At 45.7% G+C, this 17,689-nt stretch carries 11 protein-coding genes; 7 read left to right on the forward strand and 4 right to left on the reverse strand.

What is annotated here, in order from left to right; translation table 11 throughout:
- Nucleotides 1-2: 2 nt before the first annotated feature.
- The 5 genes from AC3CID_RS12370 to ygjK all read left to right on the forward strand — a co-directional run bounded on the left by AC3CID_RS12370 (nt 3) and on the right by ygjK (nt 7,956).
- Complete coding sequence (locus AC3CID_RS12370; protein WP_488526620.1) at nt 3-455, forward strand: beta-galactosidase subunit beta; 453 nt, start codon at nt 3-5, stop codon at nt 453-455.
- A 166-nt stretch (nt 456-621) separates the two neighbouring features.
- A complete protein-coding gene (locus AC3CID_RS12375; protein ID WP_004734429.1) occupies nt 622-2,046 on the forward strand; it encodes an amino acid permease in 1,425 nt (474 codons plus the stop codon).
- 575 nt (nt 2,047-2,621) lie between these two features.
- Nucleotides 2,622-4,055: an amino acid permease gene (locus AC3CID_RS12380; protein WP_017080740.1), complete on the forward strand. Its 1,434-nt coding sequence runs from the start codon at nt 2,622-2,624 to the stop codon at nt 4,053-4,055.
- A gap of 427 nt (nt 4,056-4,482) precedes the next feature.
- The gene (ygjJ, locus tag AC3CID_RS12385; protein WP_488526621.1) at nt 4,483-5,547 is read left to right on the forward strand and encodes a protein YgjJ; all 1,065 of its coding nucleotides are present in this window, start codon (nt 4,483-4,485) and stop codon (nt 5,545-5,547) included.
- A gap of 15 nt (nt 5,548-5,562) precedes the next feature.
- Nucleotides 5,563-7,956: an alpha-glucosidase gene (gene ygjK / locus AC3CID_RS12390; RefSeq protein WP_488526622.1), complete on the forward strand. Its 2,394-nt coding sequence runs from the start codon at nt 5,563-5,565 to the stop codon at nt 7,954-7,956.
- A 194-nt stretch (nt 7,957-8,150) separates the two neighbouring features.
- On the opposite strand, the gene AC3CID_RS12395 is transcribed toward ygjK, so the two are convergent.
- From AC3CID_RS12395 to AC3CID_RS12410, 4 genes are all read right to left on the reverse strand, one after another.
- The gene (locus tag AC3CID_RS12395) at nt 8,151-11,282 is read right to left on the reverse strand and encodes a beta-galactosidase (protein WP_488526623.1); all 3,132 of its coding nucleotides are present in this window, start codon (nt 11,280-11,282) and stop codon (nt 8,151-8,153) included.
- Between the two features lie 161 nt (nt 11,283-11,443).
- Entirely contained in the window at nt 11,444-12,670 is a 1,227-nt protein-coding gene (locus tag AC3CID_RS12400) for an ABC transporter substrate-binding protein (RefSeq protein WP_004734434.1), read from the reverse strand.
- Nucleotides 12,671-12,846: 176 nt separating this feature from the next.
- A complete protein-coding gene (locus AC3CID_RS12405; protein ID WP_004734435.1) occupies nt 12,847-13,698 on the reverse strand; it encodes a carbohydrate ABC transporter permease in 852 nt (283 codons plus the stop codon).
- Nucleotides 13,698-14,618 (reverse strand): carbohydrate ABC transporter permease, encoded by a 921-nt coding sequence (locus AC3CID_RS12410; protein ID WP_004734436.1) that lies wholly within the window; start codon nt 14,616-14,618, stop codon nt 13,698-13,700. Before AC3CID_RS12410 ends, AC3CID_RS12405 begins: the two co-directional genes overlap by 1 nt.
- Before the next feature lie 296 nt (nt 14,619-14,914).
- Between AC3CID_RS12410 and AC3CID_RS12415 the strand changes: the two genes are divergently transcribed.
- Nucleotides 14,915-15,997 carry an ABC transporter ATP-binding protein gene (locus tag AC3CID_RS12415; protein WP_488526624.1) on the forward strand — a complete coding sequence of 361 codons (1,083 nt, stop codon included), beginning with the start codon at nt 14,915-14,917 and terminating at the stop codon, nt 15,995-15,997.
- 281 nt (nt 15,998-16,278) lie between these two features.
- Nucleotides 16,279-17,619 carry an MATE family efflux transporter gene (locus AC3CID_RS12420; RefSeq protein ID WP_488526625.1) on the forward strand — a complete coding sequence of 447 codons (1,341 nt, stop codon included), beginning with the start codon at nt 16,279-16,281 and terminating at the stop codon, nt 17,617-17,619.
- The last annotated feature ends 70 nt before the right edge of the window (nt 17,620-17,689 follow it).

Below are 17,689 nucleotides of genomic sequence, written 5' to 3' on the forward strand. Positions count from 1 at the left end.
CGATGATCGTTTTAGAAAACTTAGAACAATTTAAAGTCGTTTACCGCGACGGTCGTAAATGGCAACGCTGTGTAGAAGCGATTGAAAACATCGGCAACATCAAAGATGGCGTGATGTATTCAATTGGTGACTCACTGGCTTACATGATTGAAGACAGCGTGGCTCGTAACACCGAAAACTTTACTGGCAACCGTCGTTACTTCGACGTGCATTACTACCTAGAAGGTCGTGAAACCGTCGAGTTCGCAGCCAAGTCAGAGCTAGAGCAAATCCAAGCTTACAGCGATGAGACTGACCGTGAACACCTAATGGGTAACGGTGAAACTCGTGAACTCATTGAAGGTCAAGTAGCGATATTTGATAACAGCAAAGCCTACCGATTCCACGGTGATAACCGAGTACGCAAAGTGGTGCTGAAAGTAACTATCGAAGACGGTTACTTCCTTAATAAGTAAGTAACTGAAAGCTAAACAAACGAAAGCAACAACAAGATCTATTCACAGTGTGTACTGAGGCTTGCCGTTCAAGGCTCAGTCACACTGCATAACGCCTTTATGCTTCTTCCCTACAAGGAAGCCTAAAGAAATAACGACTATAATTACGTGACCCTTGGAGGACACTATGTCTGAATCTGTACGCGGTAAGCTAGGTAAATTTGCCTTGCTCTCCATGACATTTGCAGCGGTATTTAACGTTCGCAACATTGTAAATAACAACATCGAATTGGGATTGAGTTCTGCTCCTATCTTTTTGCTCGCCACCCTTATTTACTTCATTCCATTTGTGTTCATTATTGCTGAATTCGTATCAGCAAATAAAAACTCTGAGTCAGGCATGTATGACTGGCTTAAACAACCGCTGGGTTCAAAAGCGGCCTACTTAGGTTCATTCCTATATTGGTTCGTGAACCTATTCTGGTTTGTATCATTGCTGCCCAACGTTATCGCATACGCGTCTTACGCGATGCTTGGCTACGAGTACGCCTTCTCTCCGATAGTGACTTCGGCAATATCAATAGGTCTATTTGCAGCAGCGACACACATCTCGACCAAAGGTGCGAGCTGGTTAGGTAAAATTGCAGAGATCGTGGCATACGGTGTATTTGCACTGTTCGCGGTTTACGTTATCGGCGCCATGATGGCACTCGGTGGTAACCATGAACCGGTAGAGCCAATCACGCTTGAAGCTATGACACCAACCATCAACTGGGCAACGTTAGGCATTATGTGTTGGATCTTCCAAGCAGCCGGTGGTGCAGAAACTGCAGCCGCTTACCTAAACGATGTTAAAGGCGGTCATAAGTCTTTCATCAAGGTGATCATCAGCGCGGGTATCGCTATCGGTATCATGTACGCAGTCGGTTCTCTATTAGTGAACGTATTCGTTGCACGTGATGAACTCACTTATGCTGGCGGCATGGTTGAAATCTTCACTGGTATGGCGAACTACTTCGATATTTCACAATCTCTAACGGGTCGCTTCGTCGGTATTATCCTATTCGTTGCGATGTTCGGTTCAATGATGATGTGGACAGCAGCTCCAGTAAAAATTCACTTCTCTGAAATCCCTAAAGGTGTTTACGGTGAGAAGACGACTGAGCTTAACGAACACGGTGTGCCAGTACGCGCAGCATGGTGGCAGTTTGCGTTCGTATTCCTAATGCTAGTGGTTAACGGCTTCGGTTCTGAGTCTGTACAAGACATGATGAACACAGCAATCAACCTAACAGCAGGTACCGCAATGTTACCGCCTATCTTCATCATGGTGGCGTACTTTGTATTCCGCTTGAAACATGACGATACACCACGTGACTTCCGCATGGGTACTCGAGTTCAAGGTATGTCTGTTGTGTCAGTACTTATCGGTATCTTTGTTGTCAGCATGACGGCATCAGCATTCCCAACAGGCGTAGACCTAATGCAAGCGTTCTTCGTCAATGTATTTATGACGGCTGTATTCTCAGCTATCGCTTGGTGGTGGATCTCTCGCTTTGAAAAGAAGCAAGCAGGTAAAGATGCAAAGCTAGAAGCGGCTAAGCAATCGTAATACTTAGCAGCATTAGAACCAATTTCAAAAGCGCCTACCATGGCGCTTTTTTTGTTTTAAATCAGATAATTAAAAACCAACACCCAAAAATAAAAACGCCATTCCGTCAAGGGTTCACTTCACGAAAAACGTTAATTAAATCGTAATGAAACCCGAACAAAAACAAAGGTAAAATATTAACTAAATTTATTTACCCAAGGTCACATATTTGATCAATTTTGATTAACTTCCCGCCGCTTAATCTTTAATCTTCTTGCTGAAGAGACGAACGAGTTCATATTTAAAAACGACAAAAAGCCCCTACAAGCCTTACAAATCGTCGTTCATGAAACAAACAACCTCTTTGATGAACCTCTTAACCTTTAACTCTTTGTTTTGGTAATAACTTTACTGAAAATCAAGAAGGAAAAGCACTAAGAAGTCCGATCGTAAATCTATAAAAACAACAATGAGCCAACCCTGACAAAACAAAGCGGGTGTTTGCCAAACCAACATAACAATAAAAGTGCGGCCTAGAGCCTCCCTCTCTAGGACCAAGTTATAACGATCATCAACGTGATTCACCGGAGAACATCATGTCCGAAAATAAACGCAGTACGATAGGCAAGTTTGCCCTACTGTCTATGACCTTCGCGGCGGTATACAGCTTCAACAACATCATTAACAACAACATCGAGATCGGCCTTTCCTCGGCGCCGATGTTCTTTCTAGCCACCATCTTTTACTTTGTGCCTTTTTGTTTGATCGTCGCAGAGTTTGTGTCACTGAATAAAAACTCTGAAGCGGGCGTTTATTCTTGGGTTAAAAGCTCTCTAGGCGGCCGCTGGGCGTTTATTTCGGCTTATACCTACTGGTTTGTTAACCTGTTCTTCTTCACCTCTCTGCTGCCTAGAATCATCGCTTATGCGTCGTATGCGTTCTTAGGGTTTGAGTACATATTCACGCCAATCACCACGGCGATCCTCAGTACCATTTTGTTTGCGATTGCTACGCACATTTCAAACAATGGCGCGAAACTGCTTGGCCCCATCACCTCACTAACATCGTCGCTTATGTTGTTGCTAACAATGTCTTACATCTTGTTGTCTGGCGGTGCTTTGATCGGTGGTATCGAGCCAGCAGACCCAATCACCATTGAAGCGATGACACCAAGCTTTAACTGGGCATTCCTTGGGGTAATAACTTGGATCTTCATGGCGGCTGGCGGTGCAGAATCGGTAGCGGTTTACGTTAACGACATCAAAGGCGGTCACAAGTCTTTCGTTAAAGTGATCATCATTGCCGGTATCTTCATTGGTGCGCTTTACTCGGTGGGTTCAGTACTAGCAAACGTGTTTGTGTCGCGAGAAGAGCTTAAATTTACTGGCGGTTCAGTGCAGGTATTCGAAGGGCTAGCACGACACTTTGGGTTGTCTGAAATCCTAATGAATCGCTTTGTGGGCGTGGTTTCATTCACGGCGATGCTGGGCTCTCTACTGATGTGGACAGCGACACCCGTTAAGATTTTCTTCTCTGAAATCCCTAAAGGTATCTTCGGTGAGAAAACGGTCGCTCTAAACAAACAAGGCGTTCCAGAGCGTGCGGCTTGGATTCAGTTCTTGATTGTGATTCCACTGATGTTCATTCCGACACTGGCGTCCGATACGGTTCAAGATCTGATGAGTACCATTATCAACATGACAGCTGCAGCATCGATGTTGCCACCGCTATTCATCATGATCGCGTACCTTAATTTACGTTTGAAGTTGGATCACTTACCTCGTGATTTCAGAATGGGCTCACGTATGACAGGCATTACCGTGGTCTCGATTCTGATCGGCATTTTCACTGTTGGTTTCTTTGCGTCTACTTTCCCAACAGGTGCTGACATCATGACCATCATCTTCTACAACGTGGGCGGGATTGTTATCTTCCTTGGCTACGCGTGGTGGAAGTACGGCAAATATGAAAAAAGCTTATCTCCAGAAGAGAAAAAACTAGAGGCAAAACCGGAACCGGCGAACGCTTAGTTTACCCTGCACTCTGACTTAAACTTCAGGCACTCGCATTTAAACTTCAGGCACTCGCATTTGGTGAGTGCCTTTTTATTTGTCGGTACATTTCCACTAACCATCTCGATTAAATCAAAGCCATTCAAGAATCAAAGCATTCGAACCAATAATCTAACTACCCATCAAACAATTCACCTCCCGAATACTTACAACCCTAGCCATACCTCTGCAAATTCAACTAAAAGTCAAAATAAAAACAAAGTAAATATTTACTAAAAATAGATCACACTTTTAAACTTAATTAATTTTAAACATCAAAATTATCATTAATATTGGTTTTGCGATCGTAAGTAACCTGACCAATACGCCTTGAAGAGCACCCCATATTAGAAGTCAGAACTGCTTGCGAACCTTCATTTATAACCCCGACACAGAAGTGATTAAAATGAAAAGTAGTTTTACTAAAAATACTCTTATTACAAGCTGTATTCTTGCTGCCTTAAGTACCACTGCCCACGCGGAAGAGTCCGCAGCAAACCACAGTGATACTCAGCCTCCTCAGACAGAAACCGAAACCCTAATTAACTTTTATGGTGAGCTTGGCCTTGGTGGTCACGTGGCACTCGAAGGTGATGATAAAGGCCGCTACGCAGACGGTACTTACATTGAAGCTGGCTTGGCTATCGAGCACGGTAATTGGTTTGGTCTTGCTTATATGGAAGGCTGGACAGTACAAGCCGACGACGAAGGCAATGCTTGGGCAACGGGCCACGGCTGGGGCGGCTTTGAAGGTGGGTTCAACCGCTTTTACGCTGGCTACCGCACAGATAACAAAACAGAATTCATGATTGGTCGTATGGACTCTTCATTAGATGACGTTCAATGGTGGGGTGACCCTACGGTTGAATACGGCTACGCGATCTCAAACACGCGAGACGTGCACCTTGGTGTGAAGATTCAAAACCTAGAAGGCAAGCTTCGCTACAGCGTTTCTTTCGCGCCAGAGTCTGACTTCTCGGAAGACGATGCTCTCGTTCACTTCGGTAAATACGACAGCTTCGCAGACCAATGGAAAGATAAGAACGCCATGGTCAATGGTTACCTCCAATACGATCTGACCGACGACTTAACCCTAATGGGTGGTGGTGAAGTTCGTAACAACGATGGTGGTGAACTATTGCTATTGGGTGCTGAGTACAAAAACTTCGCCACTCGTGTTTGGCACGATACAGATAAAGGCAACCAAGAGTCTTTCGGTAGCGAGTCTGGTATTCAAACCAGTGCATGGTACGAAGCGGCACAAGGCGTTTACCTATCTGCAGCCTACAACTACGCAAACTTTGACGGTGACAATGGCGACAAAGAAATCACCTCTTACATCAATGCTGGCGTTTGGTATGAATACGGCAACGGCGCGTTTGCGACTGCTTTCGACAGCCGCTTTGGCGTAGGCAGCGACACTGAAATCGGCGACGCGCAAGTGTTCGCAATGCAATACTTCTACTGGTAATAACAGGAATTCATCATGAAACTGAATAAATCATTCGCAGCTCTCGCTATCGGTGCAGCCCTTGTCGTTACTGGTTGTACTTCAAACTCAATCTCTGGCTCAGGCTCTGACACAGAACAACTGCAAGCCAACGAATTTAAGAACGTTATCGACCGTACTGGCTCACCTGAATACATGCGTGACTACGACTTCGATGACCACCAACGCTTTAACCCATTCTTCGACCTAGGTGCATGGCACGGTCACCTGCTACCAGACAGTGCAGAAGGCATGGGCGGATTCCCAGGTACAGCACTGCTTACCGAAGAATACATCAACTTCATGGCTGATAACTTCGACCGCCTAAGCGTGTTCAAAGACGGCAAAAAAGTGGCTTTCACTATGGAAGCTTACAGCCTACCGGGCGCATTGGTTCAGACGCTAAAATCTGACGATGTCACGGTAGAAATGACGATGCGTTTTGCTTCAAACCGTACCTCTCTGCTAGAAACTAAAATCACTACCGACTCCCCAGCCGAATTAGTGTGGGATGGTGAACTACTAGAAAAAACGCACGCTAAAGAAGGCGTGGCACAAACCGACAAAACCATCGCTGAAACTTACCCTGAGTATGACCGTCAAATCGTCGCGACCGACGATGGCCTAAAGGTGACCTTCGGTAAGGTTCGTTCGACATGGGATCTACTGACTTCGGGTGAGTCTGAGTACCAAGTTCACAAGTCGATTCCAACACAAACCACAGTGGATGGTTTAGCGTTTACTTCAACCGCAAACATTGAAGCATCGACCACCATCTACACTACTTACTCGCATGTTCTAACGGCAGAAGAAGCGCAAGCAGAACAGCCTGAAATCAAAAAGATCATGGCAAACCCTACCGACTTCTTAGCGGCATCAGCAGAACGTTGGGAAGGCTATCTAGAGATGGGCTTAACCAACCCGAACGCAACACCAGAGCAAGAGCGTGTTGCGGTTAAAGCGATGGAAACCCTAAACGGTAACTGGCGTGGCGCTGCAGGTGCGATGGAGTTTGACTCAGTCACGCCATCAGTAACGGCACGTTGGTTCTCGGGCAACCAAACTTGGCCGTGGGACACATGGAAGCAAGCTTACGCAATGGCTCACTTCAACCCAGACGTAGCAAAAGACAACATCCGCGCGATGTTCGCATACCAAATTCAGGCTGACGATGCAGTTCGTCCTTGGGATGAAGGTTACGTGCCAGATTTGCTTGCTTACAACCTAAGCCCAGAACGTGGCGGCGATGGTGGCAACTGGAATGAACGTAATACAAAACCAAGCCTAGCAGCATGGGCAGTAATGGAAGTCTATAAGACCACCAGCGATCAAGCTTGGCTCGAAGAGATGTATCCAAAGCTCGTGGCATACCACGATTGGTGGCTGCGCAACCGTGACAACAACGGCAACGGCGTACCTGAATACGGCGCAGCACGTGATAAAGCACACAACACACCGGAAGGTGAAATGTACTTCACTGTGGTTCGTGGCGATAAGCACGAGACAGTTATAGGCCAAGCTGCGCTAGATAAAGTGATTGCTGAAGGTAACTACGATTACATCGAAAGCCCAGCACAAACAGCCGCTTCTTGGGAGTCAGGTCGTGACGATGCAGCCGCATTTGGTTTCATCGATAAAGACCAGCTAGACGCGTATGTCGCGAATGGCGGCAAGCGCAGTGATTGGGATGTTGAGTTCGCTCAAAACCGCGCTGAAGATGGCACGCTACTTGGCTACTCACTACTGCAAGAATCTGTCGATCAAGCAAGCTATATGTACAGCGATAACAAGTACCTAGCAGAAATGGCTGACATTCTTGGTAAAGACGCAGAAGCGAAAGAGTTCCGTGAAAAAGCTGAGCATCTATCGAACTACATCAACACCTGTATGTTCGATGAAGGCACTAACTTCTTCTACGACATTCGCATTGAGGACAAACCACTAGCGAATGGCTGTGCAGGTAAACCGATTGTAGAGCGTGGTAAAGGCCCTGAAGGTTGGTCACCATTGTTCAATGCTGCTGCCACTCAAGCTAACGCTGATGCAGTTGTCTCTGTAATGAAAGATACAGAAGAGTTCAATACCTACGTTCCACTAGGCACAGCAGCGCTTTCTAGCCCTGCATTTGGCCCAGATATTTACTGGCGTGGACGTGTATGGGTAGATCAATTCTACTTCGGCCTAAAAGGCATGGATAGCTACGGCTACCGTGACGATGCGATTGAAATGGCAGGTGCGTTCTTTGACCACGCCGATGGATTAGTTCAAGACGGTCCAATCCGTGAAAACTACAACCCACTAACCGGCGAACAACAAGGCGCACCAAACTTCTCTTGGAGTGCGGCTCACTTGTACATGCTTTACAACGATTTCTTTACTGACGCAGAGTAAATCGAACCTTTTTACCTGTCCTCTGAGATTCATTAATACACCGGTTCAATAAGATACTGCGAATTAACAAATTTCAGGCTTTGGCACTCAACATAATGTTGAGTGCCTTTTTTATATCTGAAGCCAAATAATCGAACAAACAAGCATTTATACTATTTGGCCTACTATGATCCTTTTACTTTATTCGCTGTACTTTAACCGTTCTCACCACAATAGAAGCGCACCTGATAATGGTAATGCTCTTTCAATAATTTGTATTCATCATGGACACTTGGCGTCCATGAGTCGTCACCGCCGACGCCCATATGGAAGCCATCGACATAAACAAACAGCTGTTCTTGTTCGGTTAAGTCACAAGTATGTTTTGCCTTCTGTAGCTGCTGTAACTCAAAACGACTGACTGAGAAATGGAAGTCTCCTTTCAGTTCAAATGCGCCCACTTTTGCCTCACGAACATCACAACGCAAGCCGCAATCAGAAGGGAAAATATACGGGGTATGCATTTGTTCAATACTCTGCTGATGTAAGCCAACGTGTGCCGACATCTTTCGATCTGGGTAGTTTTCGTGTGGCCCACGACCAAACCATTCCACCCCATCAGGTACATGCTTCAAAGCAAACTCAAAACCGACTCGTGGCAGAGACGGTAAACCTTTCGCCGCTTGTACATCCACATCTAACTTAACCTCACCATCGGTAAATAATTGGTACCGCCAAGTCGACAACAAACGAACCTGCCCTTCCACTGTGTGAGCAATGATTGCCGTCACCGACACCCCGTTTTTCTGAGTGATGGATGAAAATTCGATACACTCTGGAGTGAGCCTATCCAACCTCATCGCCTGCCAGCGTGCTATCCATGAATTGGGGTCGACGCGGTTTGCTTCACTGACACCGATATCATTGTCTAATGGTGCACGATAAAAGTTATCTCGAAGACCACTCGCAAGCTGTTCCACGCCTTTGATTTTCCAGCTCTCTAATGTCCCAGATAATCTGTCGAACTCTACTTGATAAGCATCACCACTCACCGTCAGCAGCGCGTCGGTTTCAGTCACTTTCGGTGGGAATTGAGAGAGGTTGGCATCCAACATCAATTGCGGCTGAGTGGGTAAGGTAAGCTGTTCAATCGCCGTCACATGGCCTTTATTCGCCCACGCAGTATTGGCATTTAATACCACTTCGAGATTAAGGTAATTAAGCGCATTGGCCGTATGAGGAATAGTCACACCATTAAGCTCTATCTGGACGCTCTCCCCCACATCAACCATCAATTCGATACAACCATCGCTCGTCACCACACCATTCTGGGTAACCGTCCAATTCAACGTTTCAACCCTGCTGGTCACAAATAGGTGTTCGCTGTGTACTTCAATCACCAGTGGTGATGCAGACACCAGCTTGAACTGATAAAACTGTTGCGCCTTTTTCACTTCATGCAGCGTTGGATGTACCGTTCTGTCTGGGAATACCAAACCATTAATGCAGAACTGGCGATCATTAATCTCGTCGCCGAAATCACCACCATAGCCCCAATATTGTTTGCCGCTCGAATCGGTTTTGGTGATCCCTTGATCGACCCAATCCCAGATAAATCCGCCCTGTAATCTTGGGTTGTCTCTAAACGCCTGCCAGTATTTATCAAAGCTACCTAGACTGTTCCCCATTGCATGGGCGTACTCACAGAGAATCAAAGGACGTTGCTCGTTTGGTAGAGCGATGGCTTTGCGAATACCCACGCGAGGTGTCACTTCAGGTTGACTCTCAACCACAGGTAAATCCCAATCAACCCGCGCATACATAGGACATAAAATATCGGTCGCAGCTGTATCAGCCCCGCCACCTTCATACTGAACGGGACGTGTTGAATCAGCTTGCTTCACCCATTGATACATCGCATGGTGATTACGACCAATCCCCGACTCATTACCCAACGACCAAATGATCACGCTGGCGTGGTTTTTATCGCGCTCCACCAGCCTTGTCATTCGTCTCATGTACGCATTCAACCATGACGCATCGTCGGATAAACGGCACATCGGAAATTGACCATGGGTTTCCACGTTCGCTTCATCAACCAGATACAGGCCATACTCATCACACAATTCATACCATAATGGGTGATTCGGATAATGAGCGGTTCTAACGGCATTGAAGTTATTTTGTTTGAGCAGTTTGATGTCTTGAATCATCCCTTCACGAGTCATGGTGTGACCCAATTCAGGGTGATGTTCATGGCGATTCACACCACGAATCAGCAACGGCTTACCGTTAACTTTGAGCAAACTATCGGTAATTTCAACACATCGAAATCCGACATCGTAAGCCTCACAATCGACAAGCTCATCATGTTCATTGAGCAATGACACCACACAACGATACAGATAAGGTGATTCGGCACTCCACTTGTTCGGATTCACCACTGAAATGCGGTGTTCAGCGACTTGAGACCAAGGCCCTTTCTCATCCACAACTCGCTCACCAAAGCCCACGATTTGAGGCTCAGAGATGAGTTGCCCCTGCACATCAAACAGCTCGACTTTAACTCGGTTTATTTGTTGAGTTTGGTTATCTTGATCTAATGGATTTGGTTTCGATATTTGTGTCGACACCTTCAAACACGCATCTCGATAGCAAGCGTCCAGTTGAGTTTCAACCCGAACATCCTCAATGGCGACCTTAGGTTTTCTCAACAAAGTCACATCACGGAAGATGCCGCTGAGCCACCACATATCTTGGTCTTCAAGATAGGAACCATCGGACCAACGCAGCACCATCACCACTAGCGTGTTCTCACCCACTTGCAAGTATTCAGACACATCAAATTCAGCTGGTAATCGACTGTCTTGCGAATAGCCAATCCACTTCCCGTTACACCACAAATGAAATGCCGAGTTAACTCCATCAAAGGTCAGCCTATGGGTATCTAATAGCTCCGGTTCCGTGCAGTTAAAATGCGTTCGGTAGAGCCCTGTCGGATTATCGCTAGGGACGAAGGGAGGGTTATCAGCGAAAGGATATTTCACATTGGTATAGATCGGTTTATCAAAGCCTTGCATCTGCCAATTGCTTGGCACTGCGATCGACTTCCATGAGGAATCATCAAAATGCTCAGAGACAAACTCTTCGCTGACCAACTCAGGCGAATCGAACAGCTGAAACTTCCAAACCCCATTGAGAGACAAGGTGCGTGACGAGTTCTTCCCCACAGCCTCAGCCAACGAGGTGTAACCATTCAAAGGAGCATGAGCCTCAACAACGTTATGATGAGTGATGTGTTGGTTTTCCCATTCACGGGCAGAGATGATTTGAGAGAAAGTTCTCATGGAGTGTTCCTTACGATAAACCGTTCAAAGTGAATCATTGCAAGTGATACTCAGTGCTCCATAACATTCAAATATGACGAACACCAACGAATCAGCACTGGCAATAATCCCTAGAGAGACAAAAGAAAGCCGCAGCCTGAACCGCTGCGGCTATTGAGATATTACTTAAAGGTACGCTTGCTCACCTTATCGAGTTTCTTCAAGATTTTTTCGATTCGGTCAGGGTGAACCATAAACTCTTGGAAACCTTTCATGCCCTCTTTGGCCATCGCAGGATCGGTATCACGGTCATAGAACTGAGCCGTACCATCGGTAGAAGCGAGCATTGCTACACCTTTATCTAAGAACGGATCTGACTTGGCTTTGGCTTTATTGTTGGTCGGAATTTGCAACAGCATCTCATTGATCAGCTGTTGGTTTTCAGCGCGAGCAACAAACTCTAAGAACTTACGAGCATCTTCCTTATTTTTTGCTTTAGAAGGAATGTGTAACGTATCCATTGGCGCGTCTTCTGACATCGGAATACTTGGGTCGATGACAGGGAATTGGAAGAAATCCATCTTGCCATCTAACTCAGCAGGGAAGTTTGGCGTAATGAAGTTCCCCATCAGGTACATCGCCGCTTTACCGTTGTACAAGAAAGGTTGAGCTTCTTGCCAAGAATAAGAGGCGTGATTTTCTAGATAGTAACCAGGCTCAACAAGCTCAGCCCAGTTAGCGAAGGTTTTCTTCACACGTTCGTCAGAATAAGGCACCTTGCCTTCCATCAACTGAATATGAAAATCCAAGCCGTTAGTACGCATGTTGATGTAATCAAACCAACCTGCAGCGGTCCACAAGTACTTAGTGCCAATCGCAAACGGTGCCACACCATTTTCTTTCAGCGTTGCCGATGCCGATTTCAGATCATCCCATGTTTTAGGTTCAGCAATTCCATACTGTTCAAAAATGTCTTTGCGGTAGTAGATACCCCATTGGTAATACGTGTATGGCACACCAAATTGCTTGCCATTTACCGTCATTGCAGGTGCGGCTGACGCAAAGTCTTGCTTCATGTTGTTGTCAGTCCAAATATCACTAACATCTTCAAACAGGCCGCGGTCAACAAAGGCTTTCATTCGGTTACCCGCATACCAAAAAACCACGTCCGGCGGCGAAGTGACCAACCAATTACGAATCGTTGTTTTGTACGACTCGTGATCGTACAAGTTGTACTTGACCGTAATATCTGGGTTTTCTTTTTCAAAGCGGTTAATGATCTCACCCCACGCCTCTTTTGGCGCTGGATCAGAAGCATCTGAGTTGATGACTAAGGTGCCTGCAAACGATGTTGCAGACATGGAGGCAGCGAGCACTGCAGAGGCAGCGATATGTTTCACGTATTTCATATTGAGGTCCTTGTTATGGAGCTAAGCTCTCTAAGTCCAATTCTTATTGTTTTCTCTCGTAGGGTGGTTCGTGTTTTAGTTACTCTTCAATGATTCATCCATTCGGGATGTCGGTAGCAATAACGACTAAAGCCGTCGCTATTGCTAGATTCGTGTATCGATTCTTATCTCGTTATTTACCCTTTGGTCGCACCTAATGTCAGACCTGCGATAAAGTGCTTTTGCATGGTAAAAAACAGCACAACCGGTGGGATAGCCGCGACTACAGCACCCGCCGACATAAACTGCCAAGACGCCAGCCATTGGCCTTGAAGTGAGCTCAACCCCGCAGTCACAGGGCGAACGTCATCACTCTGAACCAGTACTAGTGCCCAGAAGAAATCGTTCCAAATAAAGGTAAACACCAACACGGCTAGCGCAGCTAATGCAGGGCGAACCAAAGGCAGCACCACATGCCAGAATATTTTCCATTCACTCACCCCTTCAACACGCGCCGCTTCGATCAAGGCATCTGGGATCCCGACGATAAAGTTACGCATAAACAAGGTACAAAATCCGGCTTGAAAAGCGATATGGAAGAAAATCAATGCCCAATGGGTATCGTAAAGGCCAAGTCCAATTGTTAAATCACGCACTGGAATCATCAAAATTTGGAACGGAACAAAGTTGCCCGCGATAAACATCGCAAAGATCCAAACGTTGGCTTTAAAGTTGTATTTCGCCAAGGCATACCCAGCCAAAGTCGAAAGAGCGACAGCCCCTGCGACCGCTGGCAGTGTGATGATCAAGCTATTGATTAGGTACTGCCCCATAGAGGTCGAGGTAAAAACTTGGGTGTAGTTCTCTATGAATTGAATCTCGCTCGGCCAGCCCCAGTAATTACCTTTGTTGATGTCATCCATCGAACGAATCGACGTCATCATCACGGCGATAAGCGGTAACAACCACATCACGATCGAGATAGGTAACGCGACTCGGTAGCTGATATTAGTAAAGCGACCGGCTTTTTGAATTGGTTGCGGAAACATTATTTTTCACTCCTTAACATGCGCCACAAGAAGTAAGCGATATAGATATCCATAATCAGAAACAGCACCACCGAAACCGCCGCACCGTAACCCATTCGATAATTAAAGATAGACTCTTCATACATTTGATACGCCAGTACCGTCGAGCTGCCCCAAGGTCCACCCGCCGTCATGGTTGCCACTAAATCGAAAGAACGTAGGGCACCAATCACGGTCACGACCACAGCAATAAACGTCGCCGGTCTTAGTTGAGGAAGCACCACATACCAGAGCATGCGCCACTTCTTTGCACCATCCAGTCGCGCCGCTTCCAACTGCTCTGGGTCGAGGTTGTTCAACCCCGTGAGATACAAGATCATGCAGTAAGAAATTTGTGGCCACAGACCAGCGGCAATGATTCCGTAGGTGACATAGTCTTCGTCAGCAAGTATTGATATGGGCTCAAAACCGAAGGCACCCAATACCATATTGAAAAGGCCAAATGAGGGGTCATAGAACCAGGAGAACACTAGACCAACCACCACTTGAGAGATAACAAAGGGGAAGAAAAATAAGGATTTAACGACACGAATGCCTTTCACTTGTTGGTTTAAGAAAAGGGCAATCGCCAAGCCACACGGTGGCGCAAGCATAAAGAAAATCAACCAAAGGAAGTTATTCGTTAACGAAGTATAAAAAGCATCTGAGTCAAAAAGCTCACGATAGTTCTCAAGCCCCACCCACTCTTTTTCGCCTAACCCATCCCACTCAAAGAAGCTCAGCCAGATACTGTCCAAGATGGGGTAGATAACATAGAGAGAGAAGATAGCGATGGCTGGCGCCAAAAACAGCCAAGGCGACACCTTAGAACTAATGCGCCTTTTCTTTTTCGCCGATGGGATGCGATTTTCTGGGTATATCGTTTTCACAGATTGCTCCATTTCCCGAAATTCCTTGTATTAAAAGCTTCATTTACTATTTGATTAATTTCCACCTAGGTTTCTAAATTTAATCGAGCAACGCAGCATTTATAGTAATTACGTTCAAATATTAGGCTTATTGATAACATTGCGCACAGTTATGTTTTATTTTTGTAAACGTTTCCACAAAAATCAGTATAGATCGCCAAATTTACATGACCACGATCAATAAATCATGCGAGGCACCTAACAAATTTCTGATGAAAGCGTATGTTTTAAAGGCAAAGAGATGCAGTCCAACGAAGCAAGGAGAGAGCATGGCTGATATCAGCTTAAAACAGGTCATCAAACGATATGGTGATGTTCAAACGATCCATGGTGTTGATCTAGAAATAAGTAACGGCGAATTCGTAGTATTCGTTGGACCGTCTGGTTGTGGTAAATCAACTCTCTTACGCTTAGTTGCTGGCTTAGAAGAGATTACTGAAGGTGAGATCCATATTGGCGATGATCTGGTTAACGATGTCGATCCTGCCGAGCGTGGTGTCGCGATGGTATTCCAGTCCTACGCCCTTTATCCGCATATGACGGTTGAAGAAAACATGGGCTTTGGCCTGAAAATGAACGGTGTTGCTAAAGAAGTCGTCGAGAAACAAGTCACCAGTGCAGCGAAAACGCTTCAACTAGATCCTTTATTGAAGCGTAAACCTAAAGAACTTTCGGGTGGACAACGTCAGCGTGTTGCTATCGGTCGAGCAATTGTTCGTAACCCAAGAGTGTTCTTATTCGACGAACCTTTATCAAACTTAGATGCTGAACTTCGTGTCGATATGCGCTTACAAATCGCCAAATTGCACCAAGATCTGCAAAATACCATGATTTATGTCACGCACGATCAGGTCGAAGCAATGACGCTTGCTGACAAGATCGTAGTACTGAGAGATGGTCGAGTAGAACAAGTCGGTTCACCTCTCGAACTGTATCATTCTCCACAAAATGAGTTTGTGGCCGGCTTTATTGGCTCTCCGAAAATGAACTTCTTACCGTGTGTCGTGAACAGCACCTCAGAAACTCATGCCCAACTGACCGTCAATGGGCTTAATAAAATCACTCTACCATTGCCAAGTGATGGCCTTGCCGAAGGACAAAAATTGACTCTTGGTATTCGACCAGAACATTTGGAGATCAATGGCAAGTCAGATATCACGATTGAGTTCCAGAGCGAAGTGGTAGAACGATTGGGCAATAGTACCTATATGTTTGGCCAATCATGTGGTGTTGATAGCTTCAAGGTTCATCTACCCGGGGATCAAGAAGTCGCACGCTATCAGTCTCTCAATTTAAATTTCGCATCAAAAGATTGTCATCTGTTTGATGCTGAAGGTCAGCGTATTAACTAGGCTTTAAAAACGGTAGAGCTAGCTCGATGTCGCTAGCTTTACCACTTCATTTCAAACTCATTTCTTGTGCCACTTTTAAGTAGTTAAACGCTTCCACTTTCTTCCTCTTTACCTTATGAAACATCTCTCAAAAGTGTCATAACTCACACCTAAATGTTGGCCTCTGGAGACTTATTCGCACTTTATTTACCCTTAATAGCTATCCGGACATTAATTTGATAGTCGTTTACTCCATAATGGCTAAACTATAGTGTCGCTTACCCCTTTCTGAGAAAACCCAAATGCCTAATGCTGATTCCACCCTAAATAAACGCATGGGAATCGTTGCGCTCACCTGGCCAATTTTTATCGAAGTTCTTCTAAGAACCGCACTCAACACCAGTGATGTATTCATGTTATCGGGATACTCAGACAAAGCCGTGTCTGCCGTTGGTGTTATCTCTCAGATATCCTTTTTTCTGATCATCGTCTCAACCATGGTCAGCAGCGGTACAGGCATCCTAATCGCACAATATAACGGTGCCTCTCGCACTCAAGAGAGCGCTCATGTGGGCGTGGCGAGCATTATCTTGGCCATTATTACCGGTGTGTTACTCAGTATTATTGCGATTCTCGGTGCTGAATATTTTATTCCGCTCTACCAACTGGAAGCTCAAGTCGAACAGTACGCTCAAGAGTATCTGTTTATCAGTGGTGCTCTCACCTTTAATGTCACGATAGGTGTCGTTCTCACCACGATTCTGCGCAGCCATGGCTATTCAAAATCACCGATGGTCATCAACATGATTGCAGGTGTGATCAACATCTTCGGCAACTACTGTGCACTTTACCAACCTTTCGGGTTGCCAGTTTACGGCGTACAAGGGGTTGCAACGGCGACAGTCATTAGCCAAGTGATCGGCTTATTGATCTTAATCGGTGTCGTAAGAAACAAAGGCATTGACCTACCGATGAAACAGTTCAAATCTGTGCCTAAAGCTATCTATCAAAAAATCATGAAGATCGGCTCTATGAACGCTGGAGAAGTACTCTCTTACAACATGGCGCAAATCAGTATTACCTTCTTTGTGGTTCAGATGGGAACGTCTTCACTGGCCGCGTTTACTTACGCACAAAACATCGCACGCCTCTCTTTTGCCTTTGCCTTAGCCATCGGCCAAGGTAGCCAAATCCAAACGGGTTATTACATTGGTAAAGGTTGGATAGATGAGATAGCCAACCGTGTACAACGATACTTTGTAGTAGGCTTCATCGCCTCTATCACCATTACCTGCGTGGTCTATATTTTCCGATTCGAGATTTTGGATTTATTCACTCAAGACCCAGAGATCATCGCACTGACTGCCGCACTCATCGCAGGATCGATACTTTTAGAAGCTGGCCGTGTTTTTAACCTTATCTTCATCTCATGTCTAAAAGCGACAGGCGATATTAAGTTCCCCGTAAAGATGGGAATATTGAGCATGTGGGGCATTGGGGTTGCAATGAGCTATTTGCTTGGTGTGCACTGGGGCTACGGTGTATTTGGTGCCTGGATGGCTATCGCGATGGACGAATGGTTCCGTGGAATCATCATGGCCTATCGCTGGCGAGCTAAGAAATGGACTCGATTCTCTTTTTAGATCATTTAGCCTTCCATTTATCTTCATCAGACAAACAAACGCCGCTCTCTATTTCCAAGGAGCGGCGTTT

It is taken from the genome of Vibrio sp. QJM3NY_21, from assembly GCF_057785975.1.

What these genes read in the sequence shown, in the direction of transcription:
- AC3CID_RS12370 (WP_488526620.1), top strand. Translation starts at nt 3, where the DNA reads ATGATCGTTTTAGAAAACTTAGAACAATTTAAAGTCGTTTACCGCGAC.
- AC3CID_RS12375 (WP_004734429.1), top strand. Translation starts at nt 622, where the DNA reads ATGTCTGAATCTGTACGCGGTAAGCTAGGTAAATTTGCCTTGCTCTCC.
- AC3CID_RS12380 (WP_017080740.1), top strand. Translation starts at nt 2,622, where the DNA reads ATGTCCGAAAATAAACGCAGTACGATAGGCAAGTTTGCCCTACTGTCT.
- ygjJ (WP_488526621.1), top strand. Translation starts at nt 4,483, where the DNA reads ATGAAAAGTAGTTTTACTAAAAATACTCTTATTACAAGCTGTATTCTT.
- ygjK (WP_488526622.1), top strand. Translation starts at nt 5,563, where the DNA reads ATGAAACTGAATAAATCATTCGCAGCTCTCGCTATCGGTGCAGCCCTT.
- AC3CID_RS12395 (WP_488526623.1), bottom strand. Translation starts at nt 11,282, where the DNA reads ATGAGAACTTTCTCTCAAATCATCTCTGCCCGTGAATGGGAAAACCAA.
- AC3CID_RS12400 (WP_004734434.1), bottom strand. Translation starts at nt 12,670, where the DNA reads ATGAAATACGTGAAACATATCGCTGCCTCTGCAGTGCTCGCTGCCTCC.
- AC3CID_RS12405 (WP_004734435.1), bottom strand. Translation starts at nt 13,698, where the DNA reads ATGTTTCCGCAACCAATTCAAAAAGCCGGTCGCTTTACTAATATCAGC.
- AC3CID_RS12410 (WP_004734436.1), bottom strand. Translation starts at nt 14,618, where the DNA reads ATGGAGCAATCTGTGAAAACGATATACCCAGAAAATCGCATCCCATCG.
- AC3CID_RS12415 (WP_488526624.1), top strand. Translation starts at nt 14,915, where the DNA reads ATGGCTGATATCAGCTTAAAACAGGTCATCAAACGATATGGTGATGTT.
- AC3CID_RS12420 (WP_488526625.1), top strand. Translation starts at nt 16,279, where the DNA reads ATGCCTAATGCTGATTCCACCCTAAATAAACGCATGGGAATCGTTGCG.